The organism is Ignavibacteriota bacterium, from assembly GCA_016212665.1.
Taxonomy (GTDB): Bacteria; Bacteroidota; Ignavibacteria; order UBA10030; family SZUA-254; genus FW602-bin19.
The window spans coordinates 74,089-92,648 of the sequence record JACREZ010000038.1 but is presented as its reverse complement, the minus strand read 5'-3'; the positions used below and the strand labels follow the sequence as shown (position 1 = coordinate 92,648).

At 39.9% G+C, this 18,560-nt stretch carries 11 protein-coding genes; all 11 read left to right on the top strand.

From position 1 onward, the window contains the following. Window positions 1–507: 507 nt before the first annotated feature. Window positions 508–1,164, top strand: coding sequence for a response regulator transcription factor (locus HY960_13820; GenBank protein ID MBI5216825.1), 657 nt, complete (start codon window positions 508–510; stop codon window positions 1,162–1,164). A 355-nt stretch (window positions 1,165–1,519) separates the two neighbouring features. Beyond that, complete coding sequence (locus HY960_13815; GenBank protein ID MBI5216824.1) at window positions 1,520–2,926, top strand: sigma-54-dependent Fis family transcriptional regulator; 1,407 nt, start codon at window positions 1,520–1,522, stop codon at window positions 2,924–2,926. 208 nt (window positions 2,927–3,134) lie between these two features. Further along, window positions 3,135–3,362 (top strand): hypothetical protein, encoded by a 228-nt coding sequence (locus tag HY960_13810; GenBank protein ID MBI5216823.1) that lies wholly within the window; start codon window positions 3,135–3,137, stop codon window positions 3,360–3,362. 238 nt (window positions 3,363–3,600) lie between these two features. Next, window positions 3,601–5,790 (top strand): hypothetical protein, encoded by a 2,190-nt coding sequence (locus HY960_13805; protein MBI5216822.1) that lies wholly within the window; start codon window positions 3,601–3,603, stop codon window positions 5,788–5,790. A gap of 38 nt (window positions 5,791–5,828) precedes the next feature. Continuing rightward, window positions 5,829–6,404, top strand: coding sequence for an OmpH family outer membrane protein (locus HY960_13800; GenBank protein MBI5216821.1), 576 nt, complete (start codon window positions 5,829–5,831; stop codon window positions 6,402–6,404). 71 nt (window positions 6,405–6,475) lie between these two features. Continuing rightward, entirely contained in the window at window positions 6,476–7,126 is a 651-nt protein-coding gene (locus HY960_13795) for a hypothetical protein (GenBank protein MBI5216820.1), read from the top strand. A gap of 45 nt (window positions 7,127–7,171) precedes the next feature. After that, window positions 7,172–12,301, top strand: a complete 5,130-nt coding sequence (locus HY960_13790) for a hypothetical protein (protein MBI5216819.1) — start codon at window positions 7,172–7,174, stop codon at window positions 12,299–12,301. 497 nt (window positions 12,302–12,798) lie between these two features. Further along, entirely contained in the window at window positions 12,799–16,656 is a 3,858-nt protein-coding gene (locus HY960_13785; protein MBI5216818.1) for an RHS repeat-associated core domain-containing protein, read from the top strand. Then, the gene (locus HY960_13780) at window positions 16,607–17,080 is read left to right on the top strand and encodes a hypothetical protein (GenBank protein ID MBI5216817.1); all 474 of its coding nucleotides are present in this window, start codon (window positions 16,607–16,609) and stop codon (window positions 17,078–17,080) included. The genes HY960_13785 and HY960_13780 overlap by 50 nt, the downstream gene beginning before the upstream one ends. A 244-nt stretch (window positions 17,081–17,324) precedes the next feature. Next, entirely contained in the window at window positions 17,325–18,068 is a 744-nt protein-coding gene (locus HY960_13775) for a hypothetical protein (GenBank protein MBI5216816.1), read from the top strand. 127 nt (window positions 18,069–18,195) lie between these two features. Next, the gene (locus tag HY960_13770) at window positions 18,196–18,555 is read left to right on the top strand and encodes a general secretion pathway protein GspG (protein MBI5216815.1); all 360 of its coding nucleotides are present in this window, start codon (window positions 18,196–18,198) and stop codon (window positions 18,553–18,555) included. The last annotated feature ends 5 nt before the right edge of the window (window positions 18,556–18,560 follow it).

Below are 18,560 nucleotides of genomic sequence, written 5' to 3'. Positions count from 1 at the left end.
ACGACGATCATGCCACTGCGTCGTGTTATTTTTTCTTTTGTTGGTACTATTTGTATTCGCATCAATGTGAAAAGTTCTATTTTCCTGATATTTCACCCATCCGGTGAATTCGTCTAACAGTCATACGCGTTATTGTTCAATGGGTTACATGATTATTGGGGTGTCTATAGCGGGGATAAGGCAATTCGGCTGCTTGACTATCTCAACAGCCCTGTGTAAATTGTATCCGAATGTATCGTGTAGTTGGAAATTCAAATTTATGCAACAATCCATTAAGGAAGTTTTTGTATCTTTCTAGTGTTGTACAGATGAATACTTTTATCTGAGAATAAAGGAAAAAAGAAAGCGATATAAAAGCAAAGACATTACAACAAAATGTTTTTTACCAACATGGAAATGTTTATAACCTAAAGGCATGTGCGACGCTCTCAGCGGAGAACTCTGACTTAAAGCAATTTCTATAATAAAAATCAATACATACATATCACAAACGAAAAGCGTTCTTTCATGAATATCAAAGTTCTTATTGTTGATGATGACCCCCTTGGTCGTCAAGGCATGACTTCGTGGTTATCTGACCAAGATGAGATTGAAGTTGTCGGAGAAGCTTCTAATGAAACTGAGACATTCGCATTTTTAGAAAAACAACAACCCGATATCATTTGTATGGATGTCTCATTGCATGGAATGTTCGACCGTTCTGGTATAGAACTGACACGTAAAATTTTGGAAAAATTCCCAACCATTCGCATTATAGGATGTTCCATGAGAGAAGGAATTGATGATATTCTTTCGATGTTTGATGCCGGTGCATCCGGGTTTGTAGCGAAGCGTTATATCTATGACGCAGAAATCTTGGTGAAAGCATTGAGGGAAGTATTGGATGGAAAACTCTATTGTTCACCGGAAATCTCCCAACGTGTTTTAGCTACATTGTTGCAAAGGAATTCAGGGAAAAATAAGCAAGCGAATTTAACGGAACGTGAACTTGAAGTTCTTATCTTAGTTGCACAAGGAAAAACAGTAAAAGAAATTGGTTCTCTGTTATTTTTGAGTGAAAGAACAGTTGAAACGCATAAACATACACTCAAGGTAAAACTGGGGGCTCATACAGATGCGGATTTAGTTAAAGAGGCGATACGTAGAGGATTGATAATTGTCTAACTGAGAGTTCGGGATTACTCTACCCCGGTTTTTCGTTTTTCGCAATCCAAAATCCGTGTTTTCCCTCTAACAAATCTTTTTTTCGTTTCGTATTTTCCAGAAGGTTCTTTGAGGGGCAATTTGTTTTCATGATGGGTACCCGGAGATGGTAAACCAATCAAATGAATCTATCTTGTAGTTCCTATCAGAAATAGGGTTTGTCAAACGGAGAAAAATAATTTTATGAAAATGAACTCAAAGAAATCAACTATGATGCACATTGCTGTGAATCAAAAAAAATAATTTGGCATTTACAAACTATTGCATGTAAGTATGTACATTTATTTAAGTGATACCATGTATCTAAGGAGGAGATATGTCCGGGAATTATATTCTCCAAGATAAGGCTTCACAAACACAATATTCAAATTTCGTTGTAGCATTTGCTGGCAATGATGATGATTCATTACATGTCTTGAATCAATTCAAAAAGGAAATGGACATTACATTTCACGTTCACTCCTTTGATAATTCTTATGCTACGCTTTCAAAAGAGTGTCGTTCTGTTTTGTTAGTACTCCCAACAGTTTCCGAGAAATGGAATTCTATTGTAAATTCAATCAGGGAGAAAAACACAAACGTTCATATTCTTGCTGCAATTAGAAATCAAAACAAAGACATTCTTCACAAACTTGTTGATACAAGCATTGATGATTTTCTCCTTGTCCCGGCGCGAGGAGAAGAAATTAAGAAGAAATTTCAGCGGCTTCTCAACGTGACGAATGTTCCTGAATCTGATGTTATCAAAAAGGAATTAATCCTCAAATTCGGTTTGGGGCAATTTATCGGCGCTTCATCCCAATTCCTCAACGCAATAAAAAAAATTCCAATTATCAGTAAGACCGATTCTCCATCATTAATCATGGGGGAAACAGGTACGGGGAAAGAAATGGTCGCCCGTGCGTTGCATTACTTGGGAAGTCGTTCATCGCAACCGTTTATTCCGGTTAACTGTGGTGTTCTGCCGGAACAACTGTTTGAAAATGAACTCTTCGGACATGAAAAAGGAGCCTACACGGGCGCGTTACATAAACAAGAAGGATTAATTCACGAAGCGCGGGGTGGAACATTATTCCTTGATGAAATCAACACGCTAAACTTCTCCTCACAAGTGAAACTCCTCCGCTTTTTAGAAGACGGACTTTATAAACCCTTAGGGTCATCGAAGTACGTGCAGGAAAATGTACATATTATCACCGCAACCAATGTTGACCTCCTGACCGAAATACAAGAAAAACGATTTCGGGAAGATTTATATTACCGTATCAATGTTCTGAACATTCATTTACCGCCGTTGCGTGAGCGCACAGGCGATATATTTCTGCTTGCCAACCATTTTCTTGATAAGTTTTCTCATCAGTATGAGAAGGGCGAAATGTGTTTCTCTGCCGATGCCATGAACAAACTCACCTCCTATTCATGGCCCGGGAATGTGCGCGAAATGAAAAACCTGATTGAGAGACTTGTAGTATTGATTGAATCAAGCCTCATCAAAGCGGAGGACGTAGTTTTACCCGGTGATGGAACTACTCCTGTAGGTCAGAGAACATTTCAGGATGCACGAGAGATTGTGATTCACGAATTTGAAAAACGATTTCTCTCTGAAATTTTGGCTGCGAACAAATGGAATGTCAGTCGCGCTGCAGAACAGGCGCACATTGACAGGCGTTCACTTCAACGGCTGATAAAAAAATACAACCTTCATACTGCGGCATCATATTGATTGGATGCGGGAGATTTCCCGCACTTCAAACTCATTTTGCTGCAATCACTTACCGAGTATTTATATTTTAGGTGCGGGATTCTTGTCGCACCTCCTTCATCCCAATTCTTCTTGCCTTCCTTTTACATGCAGTTTCATTGATTTTCAACATCGTATAGCTGGCATTATGCTTGCAAATAGTCATTCGAAAATCTCAGAAAGTTTTTGGATGACGAATGATGAAATTACGAAAGCTATACTCGGTTACTTGCTCAAGCATCCCGATGCAGGAGATACGCTGGAAGGGATTGCGGAGTGGTGGATTACACAAGAAATGGTTGAGATGAGGAAAGAGCAAATTACTGAAACCATTCAAGAATTGTGCAAAGAAGGTTTGCTTGTGGAAAAAGATTTAGGAAATGAACGAAAGATATACTTTTACAATAAACAACGGTAGACAAAAAAAGCATCCTTACAAATATCTGTAAAAAATAATGTATTGCAGGAAAAGAACGAAGCGGTTAATCAATAGTATAGAATTCAAAAATAAAGGCACTGCATTGCAATTTAAATAACGGGTAGCATCAATGTTTTGGAGATAAATTCTTCAAATAATTAACACCAAAATGAAAATTATTTTATGGTAGGGGATTTAATATTAAACAACATTTATTATTACAAGTTAGGAGAATTTTATGAAATATAGTTTATACTGTTCAATTACTTTATTCTTACTTCTTATACAAAATACTACTTATGGACAGCCACCTGTTTACACCCTTGGAGGGAACAGCAACTATGTGCCTAAATTTACATCGAGTACAACTCCATATTTTATAGGTAATTCATCAATTTTTGATATTAATGGAAAGGTTGGATTCGGTACGACAAATCCACAGAATATAATCGATGTGGAGGGGGGAGTCGCAATTGGATCTACGTACTCAGGAACTATTGTTGCACCTAGTAATGGATTGATAGTGGAGGGAAATACAGGAATAGGAACTTCAAGCCCTGGGTATAATTTGGATGGTTTATCTTCCTCAAGATTTTTAACACTTGATGCCTCATCCAATGATCCGATTTTCGAGATCGCAAGAAATACATCGAGTACCAATTATGGAAACGGGCAAATTGATTTTATCAATTACCATAATACGACGTATAAACGCCTTGCTTATATCCAGGCTTTAACAAATGGGACGTCAACAAATAAAGGAGGACACCTGCGATTTTTTACTAAGAATGATGCGGGAACTAATAACGGTTTAGAAAGGATGAGAATAACAAGTGACGGCAATATTGGTATAGGGACAGTAAATCCTTTATCAACTTTAACAGTTACGTCAAATATTACCTCACCCAACGCAGTTTTAAGTGTGACAAATAGTAATACATCTTCAAATGTACAGACTTATGCATTAAAAGTGACAGGAGGGCAAGTTATCAACACGGGAATGTCACCAGCTTCCTATGGTGTTTACGTTCAAGGAGGAGGAGCGGCTAATTCAGGATCAAATAGTTATGGTTTGTATGTATTATCTGGATCGGGCACGGGCGGAAACTATGCTGCATATTTTGGAGGAAATGTAGGAATAGGTACCATAAATCCAACACAGAAACTTGACGTGGCGGGAACAGTGAAGATGACAGGATTTAATCTAAGCTCTTCTCCTTCTGCCGGTTATGTACTTACATCCGATGCAAGTGGTAATGGCACATGGCAGGCACCAACAGGAGGAAGTGGAAGTTTGAATGGTACGACCAACTACTTAGCAAAATTTACAGGAATAAACTCAGTAGGTAATTCTGTAATGTTTGAAAATGCAGGCTATGTTGGTATTGGGTCAACAAGTCCAACACAGAAGCTCCACGTTTATGGAGAAACAAATACACGAATGTTGATAGAAGCAGCAACTGAGGAGGCAGAATTAAACTTAAAATCAGGTTCAAAAATGTGGTCGTTTTATGCTGGGGGTAATAATTTGTACTGGTACAGTGACGACTCGCCCTCTGGTAATCGGATGACATTAACATCATCAGGGAATTTAGGAATAGGGACTGATGTACCCAAGAATAAACTCGATATAGAGGGAGCGTTAGCAATTGGAAGCGCTTATAGTGGCACTAATGTAGCACCGACTAATGGACTATTAGTGGAAGGTAATGTCGGTATAGGAACAACGAATCCAACAGCCAAACTTCAAATCGAGAATAATAATTCTAAGTGGTTCCAAGGTTTTGCTGTAAAAAATGGTACTAATACCGGCGGACGTGCTGTTCTACTCATCTCAGGTGGCGCAAATAATTTTGACTGCAACAGTAATCCTACTTCATGCAATTATCTAAGTAGCGAGATAATACTCGAAGACAAGTTCCATAATGAGGATGGGAGAGGAATAACCGGCACTCGCGAATGGCATATTTTTCACGACAACTCAAACGGGCTCATTTTTCAAAAAGCTGAAAACTATGGTGGGTACACTAGCGTTTTTTCAATCGGTTGGAATGGCAATATTGGTATTGGAACAACCCCAGCTACAACAACTAAACTCGCTGTAGAGGGCACTATTGGTGCTCGAGAGGTGAACGTTACAATAGCAGGTACTGCTTTTCCTGATTACGTCTTTGATGAAGATTACAAAATCCTTCCTCTGAACGAACTGGAACAACACATTAAAGAACAAAAGCATTTGCCGGAGATCCCGACAGCAGAAGACGTGAAAAAGAATGGTCTCAACTTGGGTGAGATGCAAGTAAAGCTTCTCAAGAAAATCGAAGAGCTAACTCTCTATGTTATTAACCAGGAGAAAAAGTTGACCAAGTTGGAAAAGGAAAATTCGGAATTACAAAAACGTGTCAATGGACTTGATAACCAAAAGTAAGATTCTATTATTAACAAATAAAATTAAAGGAAAAGGTCATGCAAAAAATTCAATTCAAATCGCTGTTTAATTACAAAGTTGGAATTCTCCTGGTCGTTGCACTTGTAGCATATACGGCAGTGATGACAACTATGGAATTTCGAAAAACAACAAAGGTCGGTTATATCAACACCGCTTCTCTCATGGAAAAATACCCGGCAGCCCTCAAAGCTCGTGAAGAACTCAACAAAAAAACTGAGGAGTGGAAAAAGAATTTACAAACATTGGAAACGGAGCTTACCCAGCTTAATCAGGATTTAGTGCAAAATGCCGCGAAGTGGAAACAGGATGTCCTTGCTCAGAAGCAGGAGACCATGAAGAAGAAGCAAGCAGAGTATGCGCAATATAACCGGGCGATTTCCGAAAAGGCTGCAAAAACCGAAGCCGAGTTGTTTCAGCCGGTGTATAATGACCTGAACCTGAAGATAGCGGATTATGGAAAGCATGAAGGCTACGATATTATTTTAGGAACGATGAGTGGCGGAAATATCTTATTTGCTCAGGATGGCGTTGACCTGACGCAGAAGTTTCTTGACTATACAACAGGCGCAACGACTGTTGCATCCAAGAATTAACAAAAGATAAGGCAGTTCGGATTCTTATGGTAACCCGATTTATAGTATTCTTGTTCGCTATCCTTTTGTTGATGACAGGGTGTGAAAAACGCTTTGAAAGTATTGACGAGTATGAGAAGTACGTCAAAGCGGATGATTCGCCTTTTCGTCAATCGGTAGTACAAAATGGAGTCAAAGTAACGGTGCAGTATCTTCCGACCGATGCAATGATGCTCAGAAAGTACAGAGAGCATGAAGAGCAAAAGAAGAAACTCGTGATGAGCGTGATGGACAACGAGGAGAAAAGAAAACAACTGTTCCAACTCGAATCCGAGGTGAGTAACCAGCGGGCTATGTATGATAACTCGTTGTACTTTGTGCTCACCATCGGGTATGAAGATGGAAAGCGGGACATCGAGTATGAAAGCATGAAAGCAGGTTTTCAACATTACAGCGCATGGCTGAACAAACTGTTATTCTCGATGCAGGAATATATATATATCGAAACGCCGTCGGGAGATGAAGTGCCGCTTTCGCTGTACAATATGGAGCGAACATACGGGATGACCAAGGAGAGAGAATATTTGCTTCTCTTTCCACGCACGTTCAACGAGCGGGACGTCTTAAGCAAAACTCACGAATGGTTGAACTTTCACATTGAAGAATTTGGATGTAACACCGGCTCATTGAATGTGCAATTTACACTCCCCCTGCCGGAAATGACCTTAGCGGTAAGGGGATAACCCGTGTTGCTTCAGAAAAATGAAAAAAAAATTTAGGAGATTCTAATGATAACTAAGATTTTTCTTCGTGTTGTAATTCTTTCAATTGTTTTGTTGATGAACGGTAGGGTAGTGTTTGCTGGAAATAATCCGGTTTTGCCGGAGGCGGCAAGATTTGAACCGGTAGATGCGACTGACTTAGTAGATCTCTATACCGGAAACTTTACTTATAACATACCATTGCTAGAGATACCAGGTCCGGAAGGGAATTGGCCAATAAACATCTTCTATCATGCTGGCATAGGTCCAAACACTGATGCAACATGGGTAGGACTTGGTTGGGACTTAAACCCTGGGTCAATTAATAGATTCATGAATGGTTATCCTGACGACTTTTGGGGAGGACAAATTGAATCCCGGTTCTATGCTCATAAACAACGAGGATATGGACTTTCATTGGGTGTAAATTATGGTCCCGTAGGGATGAATCTTAATTTTGATTCGAATCTTGGATATAGGGGTATGAACCTTAGTTATGACATCATTAGCGGCATGTTGCCTGTTGGAAATGGCGGTTTAGGTATAGGCTTCAATCTTACTGTGTATTCCGGTGTATCAGGAAGCGGCGTTAGTGTCGGGCTGGGTGCTTCTATGGGACATACAAGTGGTATTGGCGCTTCAATAGGTGCATCGGCTGATTTTGGATTGGGGGAAAAGCCTGTATATGGCGGGCGGGCGGGCTTATCTTATTCAACAGCATGGGGTGGCGGAACAACATCATTCTCCTTAGTTGGTGTAAGTTTTTCTTCAAAAGGTAGTCCAACAGGTTCTTTTGCAGGGGTTGGATTTCAAAGCCAAGCGAAAACAGACGGCAAAGGGCAATCCACGCAAAGTAGTTGGGGAGTAACTATTCCTACCCCTATCGCAGGCTTATCATTTTCATTGGGATATTATGAGTGGGAGTGGTGGTTAGATGAAACCCATTCTGAGGAAGCAATTGGTATGCTCCATCAAATGGGTTACACCGGAAATACATTGACCAGTATATGGGGGATGGGGAGTAGTAATGTTATTGAAAAAGCTGTCACGTATAATGAAAATGTAAGTTACGCTGTAACATCTTCCTCTGCTCCTAACAATTTCACAAGTCCAAGAATGGATAGAAGTCTAATTACCGATGGAACGGGTAATAGTATTTTTTCTGGGGAAGACCAGTATCAAGTTTCAGCACAGGGATTGGCAGGAATGTTTAAACCCTTTGTTGAATACGGGTATAAACTTTATGACGAAAATGAAACCGTGCAACAAGGCACAGGAAAGTATGTTCCAATCACTGGACAGGAAAATATAGGAACTCATATTAAATTTCGTTTTCTTGGAGAACAAGGGGGGGCGTTTGCTTCTTTGACACAAACTTACGGAGATAACTTTTCTTCTATAAATAGGGGGAGTCGGCTTATCAAACCAGCTATTGATCTAAAAACCGGTTTACTCATTGGATTTGAAATAACTTCAGAAGACGGGAAGGTATATGAATTTTATCAACCTGTTTTTACACATAGTTCACATACATATAGTGTAAAAAATCTGGGTACGTCTCAAAAAACCAGTGTCGAAAATAAAATGACCTCTCCGTATGCATCATCATGGTTATTAACCGGAGTGAAAGGACCTGACTATGTAGATAGAGGTGTTCCTGGTTATAGTTCAGATGACTGGGGGTTCTGGGTCAAGCTTCGTTACAAATTCTATGGATTTGCAACGTGGCGCAAACCTTTTAAAAAATATCAGGGAACTCAAAATGACCTGGAATTGATGCCGGACGCAGTTTACAAAAATACAAAAACCCTCAATGAAGGTGTTCGGGATGTTTTCTATTTGCAAAGCATTGAAACTGCTACGCATATTGCGGAGTTTGATGTGAACTCAAGGTTAGACGATGACCAAACAATAGTTGATTTTAATAGAATTTACATACCGGGTGGCTCGTGGTCCGGAAATCATCCAAATCTTTTAGTGACAGTGCCTTTTGATAAAAGCGTTCTGGGGAGTTCAAGTACTATTAAAGTGCATGCATTTTATAACAACTATATACGATATGAACCTTCTCCTGTATGTGCGTTTGTTCCCAAGACTAATTTTACAGAAGAGGCAATTGTTGATATTGCTTCACAGCCGGATGCAATACCAGATGATGATCAATATACTTTTTCGGTTTCAGGTTTGCCGGATGGCATTTCGGGACCCGATTACTTTGAAGGATGTGGAATTGAAGGCCAGTGGGGCGGGGTAATAAAAACTATCGGAATATCACTCGTTTCGGGAGACCCCCCTCCGTCATCAAAGAAACTCGATAGCATCATGATACGAAAAAAGGTACTGAAATCGGATGGTTCATATATGACGGATTATACCCAAACTACTTCTAAAAGCATCATTGAAAAAATAGGATTTGAATATTCTTATGGTTTACAAGTGGGACGTCCCCGCCGTGAAGAAGGAGGTTTAGGCAAGCTAACACTGAACTCTATTACAAAATATGGAAAAGATGGCGAAGTAGGTTTACCGCCGACAGAATTTAGCTATGGATACAATCCGGGGTATGGGCAACATACATGGGATGTATGGAATGGTTATACAAGCGAAGGTTCGGAGTATAATCATTTCAATAGTTTCAAGAAAACAATAGCGGATAGAGACGCAGGTGCCTGGGCGCTCTCTACAATTACTACTCCACTCGGGGGAACAATTACAATTAATTATGAGTCGGATTACATAGATAAAATAGGAGGCGATACAGAAAATAAACTAGCATTATTTACTCCAATGTTTTATCAAAAATGGGATGAATATTCCCAGCCCAATGGAAATAATTATGGCCATATTCTTATTAATGACGGTACTCCGTGTGGAGGTAGGCACCCTTCTGTGTTACAATCAATTTTTAATGAATATGGTGGGGTTATGCCTGCAGCAGTGTCTTATTATGAGGGCGTAGGCACTTATTCACAGGTAGGAAAACAAAACCCTGTTAGAATATCTGAGGTTAATACTTATGATAGTGATACTTGGATAGTTGATTTTATAAGCGAGACATTGCCTTTTATGTGTGACGCATCGGATAGAATTTACAATGCTACAAACCAGATAGATCCATACACACAAGAAAAGTATGATTTTCAGCCATCACCAATTTCATATCTTTTCGCGATCTCTCCCAATTTCATGTTTGGTGGGGGGCATCGCGTGCAATCAATATCTATAAGTAATGGCTCAAATATTAAAAAGACGGTATATAAGTATGGAAAAGGGTATCTCAATGTCATGCCATCCATAGCATTTACAGCATTACCATGGATAAACCGAATAGGTTTTTTTACTTCACGAGTACCCGGATCACATAGGTATACCCATGATGAAGTTCTTGTGAATCACAAATTAAATATTCTTGGACCTCCTCCTACTGTTGGCTACGATAAAGTAGAAGTTTATGAAGAAGGTAGCGTGTCAGGGACTGTGTCGAATGGCAAAACGGTTCATGAGTTTTTTACATCTGATGATTATCCTTTTGTCTCGGATAATTCGAGTATAACAAGTGTTATTGTAAACTCAAACAATCAGGTGAAGATTAATGATAAAACCGGTATGCAAGGGAGATTAAAATCTATCACAGTCTATGGAATGAAACCGGGAACCAGCGGCACGAGTGATAATGATTTTTATCCATTAACAAAGAGTGAGATAGAATATTGTTTTAGTTCTGACCTAAAAACGGCAACAAGAGGAGTTCTCTTAAGTAATGGTTCGTTAGACTACGCAACGCACTCCAATGTAACGACTCCTCCTACGATACCGTTGGGTAAAACACAACAGAAATATCAAACGGAGTTAGATGGAAACTTAAAAGTTGTTGAGCATCAAGTAGAGAATATTTACGTTGCCTCTACTACATCCACTTCATATTTCTACTATCCGGATGATTATGTGACTTCTGATCAAGTTGTTTCAACGGTAACAAATATTGGGTTTGATGAACTTACCGGTTCTGTGTTAATAACAGAAAGCAAAGATTCAAAAGACTTAAAGCAAGTTACAGAAACTGCGCCAGCATATCGTTACTATAACGACATGCTAAATAAGAATATGCTTTCACAAGTTGCCGGGACAAAAAAATATGTGTTACCTGTGGGTATAACTACACCATTCTTAGACTTGCTCTATTCAAATTCCCACAATCAATTTCTTTCTGGTGCTACGGTAACTACGTGGTCTAAAGAATGGAGTCATGATGGTGTATCGTCTGATGGTGTGTGGAGGATGAATGACACATACATGTATAATCGAGATTATACTTATGTCGAATTTCCAAGTTTATTCTACACATATACTGGAGAGGATTATCCTGTTGTAGATGCAAGTTTCCCATGGAAAATGACATCAAATATCACTGAATATGACAAGTATAGTCATCCTACAGAAGAAAAAGGGAGTGATGGTAACTACACGTCAGTTCTTTATGGACATGAAGGGGCATTGCCAATCGCGATAATAGCTAATGCAAAGAATGGTGAATGGGGACACACAGGATTTGAAGACTTAACATATAATGGTTGGAATACATCGGAAGTATCTGGAGTAACGGTGTCACCGGAAAATCATACAGGAAAAAAAAGTTTATTACTTCTTTCCGATATATATTTATACAAACGTTTTTATAGCGGTGAAGGGTTTGATAAAATGAAACCTTACGTTGTAGAAGGATGGTTCAAGGGTGACATGTTACGGGCTAAAATATTAGGTTATGACGGCACTGGTACCTTGATATCCGGGATTAACAAAACTGTCAATTTTGATCCAAGCAACAGTTGGAAATATTTTAGTTTTCATATTACTCCACAAGAAATGGAAACGCTTCCCTCGGATGGTTATTTACACATATCATGTGAGTTTCCCTCAGACCCAGATTTAAATTTTGAACAGGGATATATTGACGATGTCCGTTTTCGCCCGTTGGATGCATCTATGACAACGTACACATATGATCCGCTTACATGGAAAATGACCTCGATAACTGACCAAAACAACATAACGACGTATTTTGAGTATGATAACTTAGGAAGGTTAATTCTTGTGCGGGATAAAGATAAGAATATTGTAAAACGGCACAATTATGTTTTTAGTCGTGCGTCAGAATAGTAGTTCATAAAAGTTATTAAAAAGAAAATATCACCGACGAATTACATGTATTTAATGTTATTTATTAATAGCAGAATTGGGATATTATTATGAAAATGAAGAATGGGAATAGTAGAAGTTATTTCGGCTATTTTTTAAGAAAGATGTACCTTATAATATTCGTAATGTTATTTTTTTGTAATTTCTATAGTGTAAAAGCACAGTGTGTGTATCCACCAGGGGAAGATGTGATGGAAGTTTCAATTAATGGGCAACCACCATGGCCAGATTATTGGCCCGCAAGTTGGTCTATCCCGATATCAATGTTCTCAGCAAAAGGTTGTGATTCCTATGGCTGTCAAGAAGCCAATTTTTTTTGGTCGCTAAATGAAGGGCCGGTATCAGGAGGTACGGAATATCAATTGGCTGGTTATTATGAAAACAATGGATGGACCTCGCCAGGGTGGCCTTCCGCGCCTATCACTGTACATGAGGGAATATATACGGTTTCTGTGCGAATGGTAAATACCTGTGTTCCAGGACGTACTGTAACAGCCGTTCGTACGTTCTGTGTTGGAAATCCACCCGAATTCCAAAATCCTCAGATTACGTTGGTAGCGGATAATCAAATTCGATTTAGTGTTCAAAATACAAGTTCTCCCACAAATGCCTACAAATGGAGTCTTGATAATAGTGAATGGTCATCAGTAATAACCTTAAGTGCGAATGGCGATGAGTCTCTCTCAAACGGTATTCTTATTGACGTTGGGATGCTGCAAAAAGGTACACATACGTTACACTTCAAGGGTGCGTATGAAATTGGTATTGGCGGTTTGTGTTATGCCTGGTCATATCAGATGGATGTTTCCTTTCAGTTTATTTTTCAAAACTCTGTCAAAACCCAATCAATATTTTACCCATTACAATCGAGCGAAGAAAACGCGGAAACAGACATCAGCAACCTTTCACAAACAAAAAAATCTGAGGCAATATCGTACGCTGATGGACTTGGTCGTGCATCGCAAACAGTGAGCTTCAAATCATCTCCTTTGGGAAACGATGTGATTACACATGTTGAATACGATGAATATGGCTTGCAGACAAAATCATATTTGCCGTTCACAAAAGGAAACAATGATGGAGGGTTCAGGTATTACGCTCAAACCGAGCAAGGTGCATTTTATAATACTCCTCCCACAGGAGTTGCAAGTACAAGTTCTCCATTTAGTCAGTCTGTTGTCGAAAGGTCTCCATTGCTAAGAGTTCAAGAGCAAGGAGCCCCCGGTGCAGACTGGCGGACCGGACAAGCAACTCCACATACCATACGCACTGCGTATGGAACAAACACGGATAATAATGTTAGAAAATGGGAGGTTGATAATAACGGTAATTTAATTCACGGTGGGTATTATGCTGTTGGTGAACTATATTCCACAACGACGACTGATGAAAATAGTCATGAGGCTATCATATTCAAGGATAAATCTGATCAGGAAATATTAAAACGCTCTTTTGTCGGAGGCGGGACGCCGGTTAATGTTGAAACGTATTATGTTTACGATGATTTGGGTAATCTCCGGTTCATTATTCCACCGCAAGCGTTAGACCAATTTCCATCATCTCCGGATCAGCCAACGATTGATAATATGCGTTCAAAATGGGTAACAAAATATAACTACGATGGATATAATAGGGTGGTTGAAAAAATTACTCCCGAAGGTGGTACCGTTTCCACAATTTATGACCAGGCAGGACGTGTTGTGCTGACTCAGGATGAAAATATGAAGAGCGACAAGAATTGGTTTTTCACCCGGTACGATAAATTGGGGAGAGTTGTTATGACCGGTATTTACCATGATGAGAGTACAACTCCCGACCGTATCAGTCGCCAGGGAATGCAAAATTTTATTGATGGATTAGGAATTTTTTATGCAAAAAGAGATGAAAGCGATATTGGATATTCACTTGATGACGGGTTTGCCGTTGAGGAAGCGAATATCTGGACGATAACATATTACGATGATTATGATTTTGATTCAGATGGCTCAGACGACGTACAATTTAATTCTGAATCAGAGTTTAGTTCACAGGACCAAGCGGGCAGTGGAGACTATTCTGAATATTGGATTACAGGTCATACGGCTTTCTTTAGAATAAAAGATAAGGTTACAAAAACGAAGACAAGAATACTCGGTATTCAACAAAGTGTTTTTACCGGAGAAAGTTATAGCTCCTGCCCGACATCTCCTTCAACACTTTACTACAAAGGTAATTCCATTAAACTGCTGCCGGGGTTTCGCACCAACCCCGGGCAAAGTGTTCATATTGGAGCTAATGTTACACCCCCGGCGGGAAGTGAGCAATATTGGATCGAATCGGCAATGTTCTACGATACGTATGGAAGAGTTATCCAAACACAAACGAAGAACCACCTTGGCGGCTTAGACGTTGCCAGCACGCAATACGATTTCTCCGGAAAAGTTCTTCGGACGAAACTTACACACATGAAAGGCAACATCCCCAATCCTGAAGTGGTTGTAAAACAACGGTTCACATACGATAACGCAGGGCGGCTTATCAATACCTATCAATCGAATAATGGTGCAACGGAAGTATTAATTTCAAAATTGGAATATAACGAGCTGAGTCAACTCATCACCAAGAAGTTGCACTCGACCAACGGAGGAAGTACCTTTCTACAAAGTATAGATTACAAATATAATGAACGGGGTTGGTTAGTCTCAATGAATAATCCCACAGATCTTAGTGATGCAAATGCCATCAGTAACGATTTGTTTGCTTTCAATTTATTGTACAATGATATTACTATTTCAGGTCTGAATAATTCCCCTTTATACAATGGCAATATATCAAGCATGATATGGAAATCCACCGGAGCGAGCCAGAGACAAGCATATGCTTATACTTATGATGAGTTGAGCCGTTTAACTGCGGCAAACTATGCGACGTATGCATCGCAATGGAATGCGATGCCCGCGTACGCCGAGAAGGATATTGAGTATGACCTCAATGGAAATATCAAACGGATGAAGCGTAATAAAGATAACGGTGATGAAATTGATAACCTCTGGTATCATTATGACGCGGCGGCTCCTAATAAACTGACGGGGGTGCAGGATGGAGCAATGAACACAGCAGGGTATGATTTTATCAATAATGTTTGGCCCTATGGCGCTTATCATTATGACAACAACGGCAATATGATTGAAGATGAGGACAAAGGCATTACCATCGAATACAATGATTTGAATTTGCCTACTACCATTACATGGACAGACGGACGAAAGCTCAAGTTGCTTTATACCGCAACAGGAAGTAAATTGCGCATGATGACGTACGATGCAACAGGTACAATGACAGAACAGAGAGAGTATGTAAACGGCTTTGAATACAAGCAAGGGGCAAACCCCTATTTACAACAACTCCCCATGAGCGAAGGAAGAGTGGTGAACGGCGGGACGGGTTTCCAGTACGAGTACTCCCTCAAAGACCACCTCGGCAATGTGCGGGTGACGTTTGTACCGGGTGTAGATGCGCAAGGGCAACCTAAAGCACAATTGCAAGATGAAACCTTTTACTACCCCTTTGGTTTAACGGAAGCACAACAAATAAGCGGCGAGCAGAACCGCTACCTCTACAACGGCAAAGAACTTGTGAATAACCACAACCTCCAGTGGTACGACTACGGCGCACGCTGGTACGACCCGCAACTTGGAAGGTGGCATGTGATTGACCCATTAGATGAATACCATAGCCCGTATGTTTATGTAGGAAATGACCCTGTTAATATGATTGACCCTACTGGTATGGGTGAAGAAGATCCGGATGAACCAGCTCCCAATCTTCCTATTTATGTGATGGATCCTGTTGATGTTGTTGCAGATCGAATAATTGATGGTCGCTACGATATCAATAGGGCGACATACTGGGACTTTGCAAATGACTTCCTTTTTGATGGTTTTCAAGGAAAGGAGTACTTCTTTGAAGGTGGAATGTTATGGAGTAAATATGATATGTTTACTCCCAGTATGCTTACAGGTGTTCCACCTGATATATCAACTACAGGCATGAAATTTTCCGTTAAAACCGCGCGAGAATTGTTGAAAGGTTGGCACAAGGGAACTTTTCGCTCTGCAGCATCCAGCCTGAAATACCATCTGAAGAAACATGGTGCAGGTAGAGGTATGGAACAATATGTTAAGGATGCTAAAGATTTTTTTAAACAAAATTATAATAAAGGACAAATAGTCACACTTAAAGATGGTACGCCAGGGATTCTGATACGAACTCAAGGAGGCGGACAAGGTGGTTATTTTACTCTTGACGGTAAACCAGTTAGTTTCTGGTACAAGTAATTTATTAATTATAAATAATATTTCTCCTGAAAATTTTATGTTAAATAGATTAATAAACAAGTTTGAGTTATTAAAAAACACACAATTTCCACACGATACTACTGAAGATGAACTCAGCTTGATTCACGCAGAATTGGTAGAATATGATGGATATGTAGTGGGCCTAATTGATTCATTGATTGTATATTGGAAAAAATACAAAGGCGAGATAACAAGCAAAATACGTTTGGGAAATCAACTTGAGTTTATTCTTACACAAAAAAAATTTCCATACGATTATGAGTTGGAAGAGCGAATTAAAAAAATAGGAGAAAGAAGTATTGGAGATAGCAAAGCAATAGTTGAGGAATATTTGAATTATCTTTTTGTTATTAAAGATACCCTTGAAGAAGCAACTAAATTATTAAGAGAGTTAGATTCATAATGGGAGTCTGTCTTATTCTCAACCAAACATTAAGAACTATAGGTCTAAAAAAATATTACAATAATTTTTGTTTACTCTTGCTCACTAATTCTATACTTTCTGTACACCATGAAATCAACCCACATCATTACCCGGCTGTCATGGTCCTACCATGACAGAACACTCTACAACAAGGTCACGAATTGGTTTGTGACCTCCGAGTAAGTTGAAGTAGAACAGAAGTCTTAAACATTAAAAAATCATTTTGAAATCAATCACCATTATCACTATCATCATTGCCGTACTTCTTGTTTCAGCAAGCGTAGCGGCACAGCAAAGCACGAGTTTCATCTTGCTGGAGAACGGTCAAACAGTCAATGGCAAGGTGGAGCTAAAGCAACCGTTCCTCGCAACACCGTATCTCATGCTCAACGATTCCATCAAGCATCCATTGGAAGAAGTGAAAGTATATCAAAACGAGGATGGGTATTTTGCAAAGGTGCGCAGTAGAGCCAACTTTTTTACAACAGGTGTGTTGGATTTATCAAGCGGTGAGAAGTTTGTGAAGAGAACACTTACAGGGCGTATCAGTTTGTTTGAAGAACAAGGAAGCCGCTTTATTGGAGGACATTCGTTTACCACAAGCACGCCCGGCGGCTCGTTTACCCATACCACTCCATCATCGTTTCAAACTTACACGTTAGACTATTTCTCCAAAGATGACGGAGATGTGCTTGAAGTAAGTATCAGCAATCTCAAAAAAGCAATGGAGGATAATCCCGTCAGCATGGAGTACCTCAACGAGTATCAAACATTAGGCTACGTTCAATATGGTTTGGCAATCGGTGGTTTGGGAATGGTCGTTGCGGGAGCGGCAACAAGCACGAAAGAAGAATTCAATACGGGACTCGTTCTCGGCGGCGCAGTCGTAGCAGTGTTAAGTTGGATTCCCAAGTTAATTCGTGACGGGAAAATGGAAGATGCGGTGAGAGTGTATAACGGGAAGTGAGAACGTAGTGAAGAGCCAAGCAAATATTACCATTACGCAGTGTCACGGTCTGGACCGTGACACCCCGGTAAAGAAACGAAAGATAAATGTGTTGTTAAGTCAAGGCGGCTTTTCCCTCACCGAGTTGATGGTGGTTCTCGTCATCATCGGTGTGTTGGTGTTGCTGGCGTTGCCAAAATTACTACCAATCGTTACCAAAGCAAAAACAACCGAGGCGAAGTTGATGCTCAAACAAGTTCACACGCTTGAGCAATCGTACAAATTTGAACATGACCGTTACACACAGCAACTCAATGAAATCGGATTTGAGCAGGATAAACTTGTCTCGGATGGTGGGCAGGCACGGTACAAGATAGAGATAGTTTCGGCAGATGAAAAAACGTACATCGCCCAAGCAACATCTCTCATAGATTTTGATAATGACGGAACGTACAATATTTGGATTGTGGATGAGACGGGTGTGGTAAAAGAGAAGATTACTGATTGAGAGTT

Bases quoted from the DNA above. Each gene is read 5' to 3' on its own strand.
- HY960_13820 (MBI5216825.1), top strand. From the start codon at position 508: ATGAATATCAAAGTTCTTATTGTTGATGATGACCCCCTTGGTCGTCAA.
- HY960_13815 (MBI5216824.1), top strand. From the start codon at position 1,520: ATGTCCGGGAATTATATTCTCCAAGATAAGGCTTCACAAACACAATAT.
- HY960_13810 (MBI5216823.1), top strand. From the start codon at position 3,135: ATGACGAATGATGAAATTACGAAAGCTATACTCGGTTACTTGCTCAAG.
- HY960_13805 (MBI5216822.1), top strand. From the start codon at position 3,601: ATGAAATATAGTTTATACTGTTCAATTACTTTATTCTTACTTCTTATA.
- HY960_13800 (MBI5216821.1), top strand. From the start codon at position 5,829: ATGCAAAAAATTCAATTCAAATCGCTGTTTAATTACAAAGTTGGAATT.
- HY960_13795 (MBI5216820.1), top strand. From the start codon at position 6,476: ATGACAGGGTGTGAAAAACGCTTTGAAAGTATTGACGAGTATGAGAAG.
- HY960_13790 (MBI5216819.1), top strand. From the start codon at position 7,172: ATGATAACTAAGATTTTTCTTCGTGTTGTAATTCTTTCAATTGTTTTG.
- HY960_13785 (MBI5216818.1), top strand. From the start codon at position 12,799: ATGGTAAATACCTGTGTTCCAGGACGTACTGTAACAGCCGTTCGTACG.
- HY960_13770 (MBI5216815.1), top strand. From the start codon at position 18,196: ATGGTGGTTCTCGTCATCATCGGTGTGTTGGTGTTGCTGGCGTTGCCA.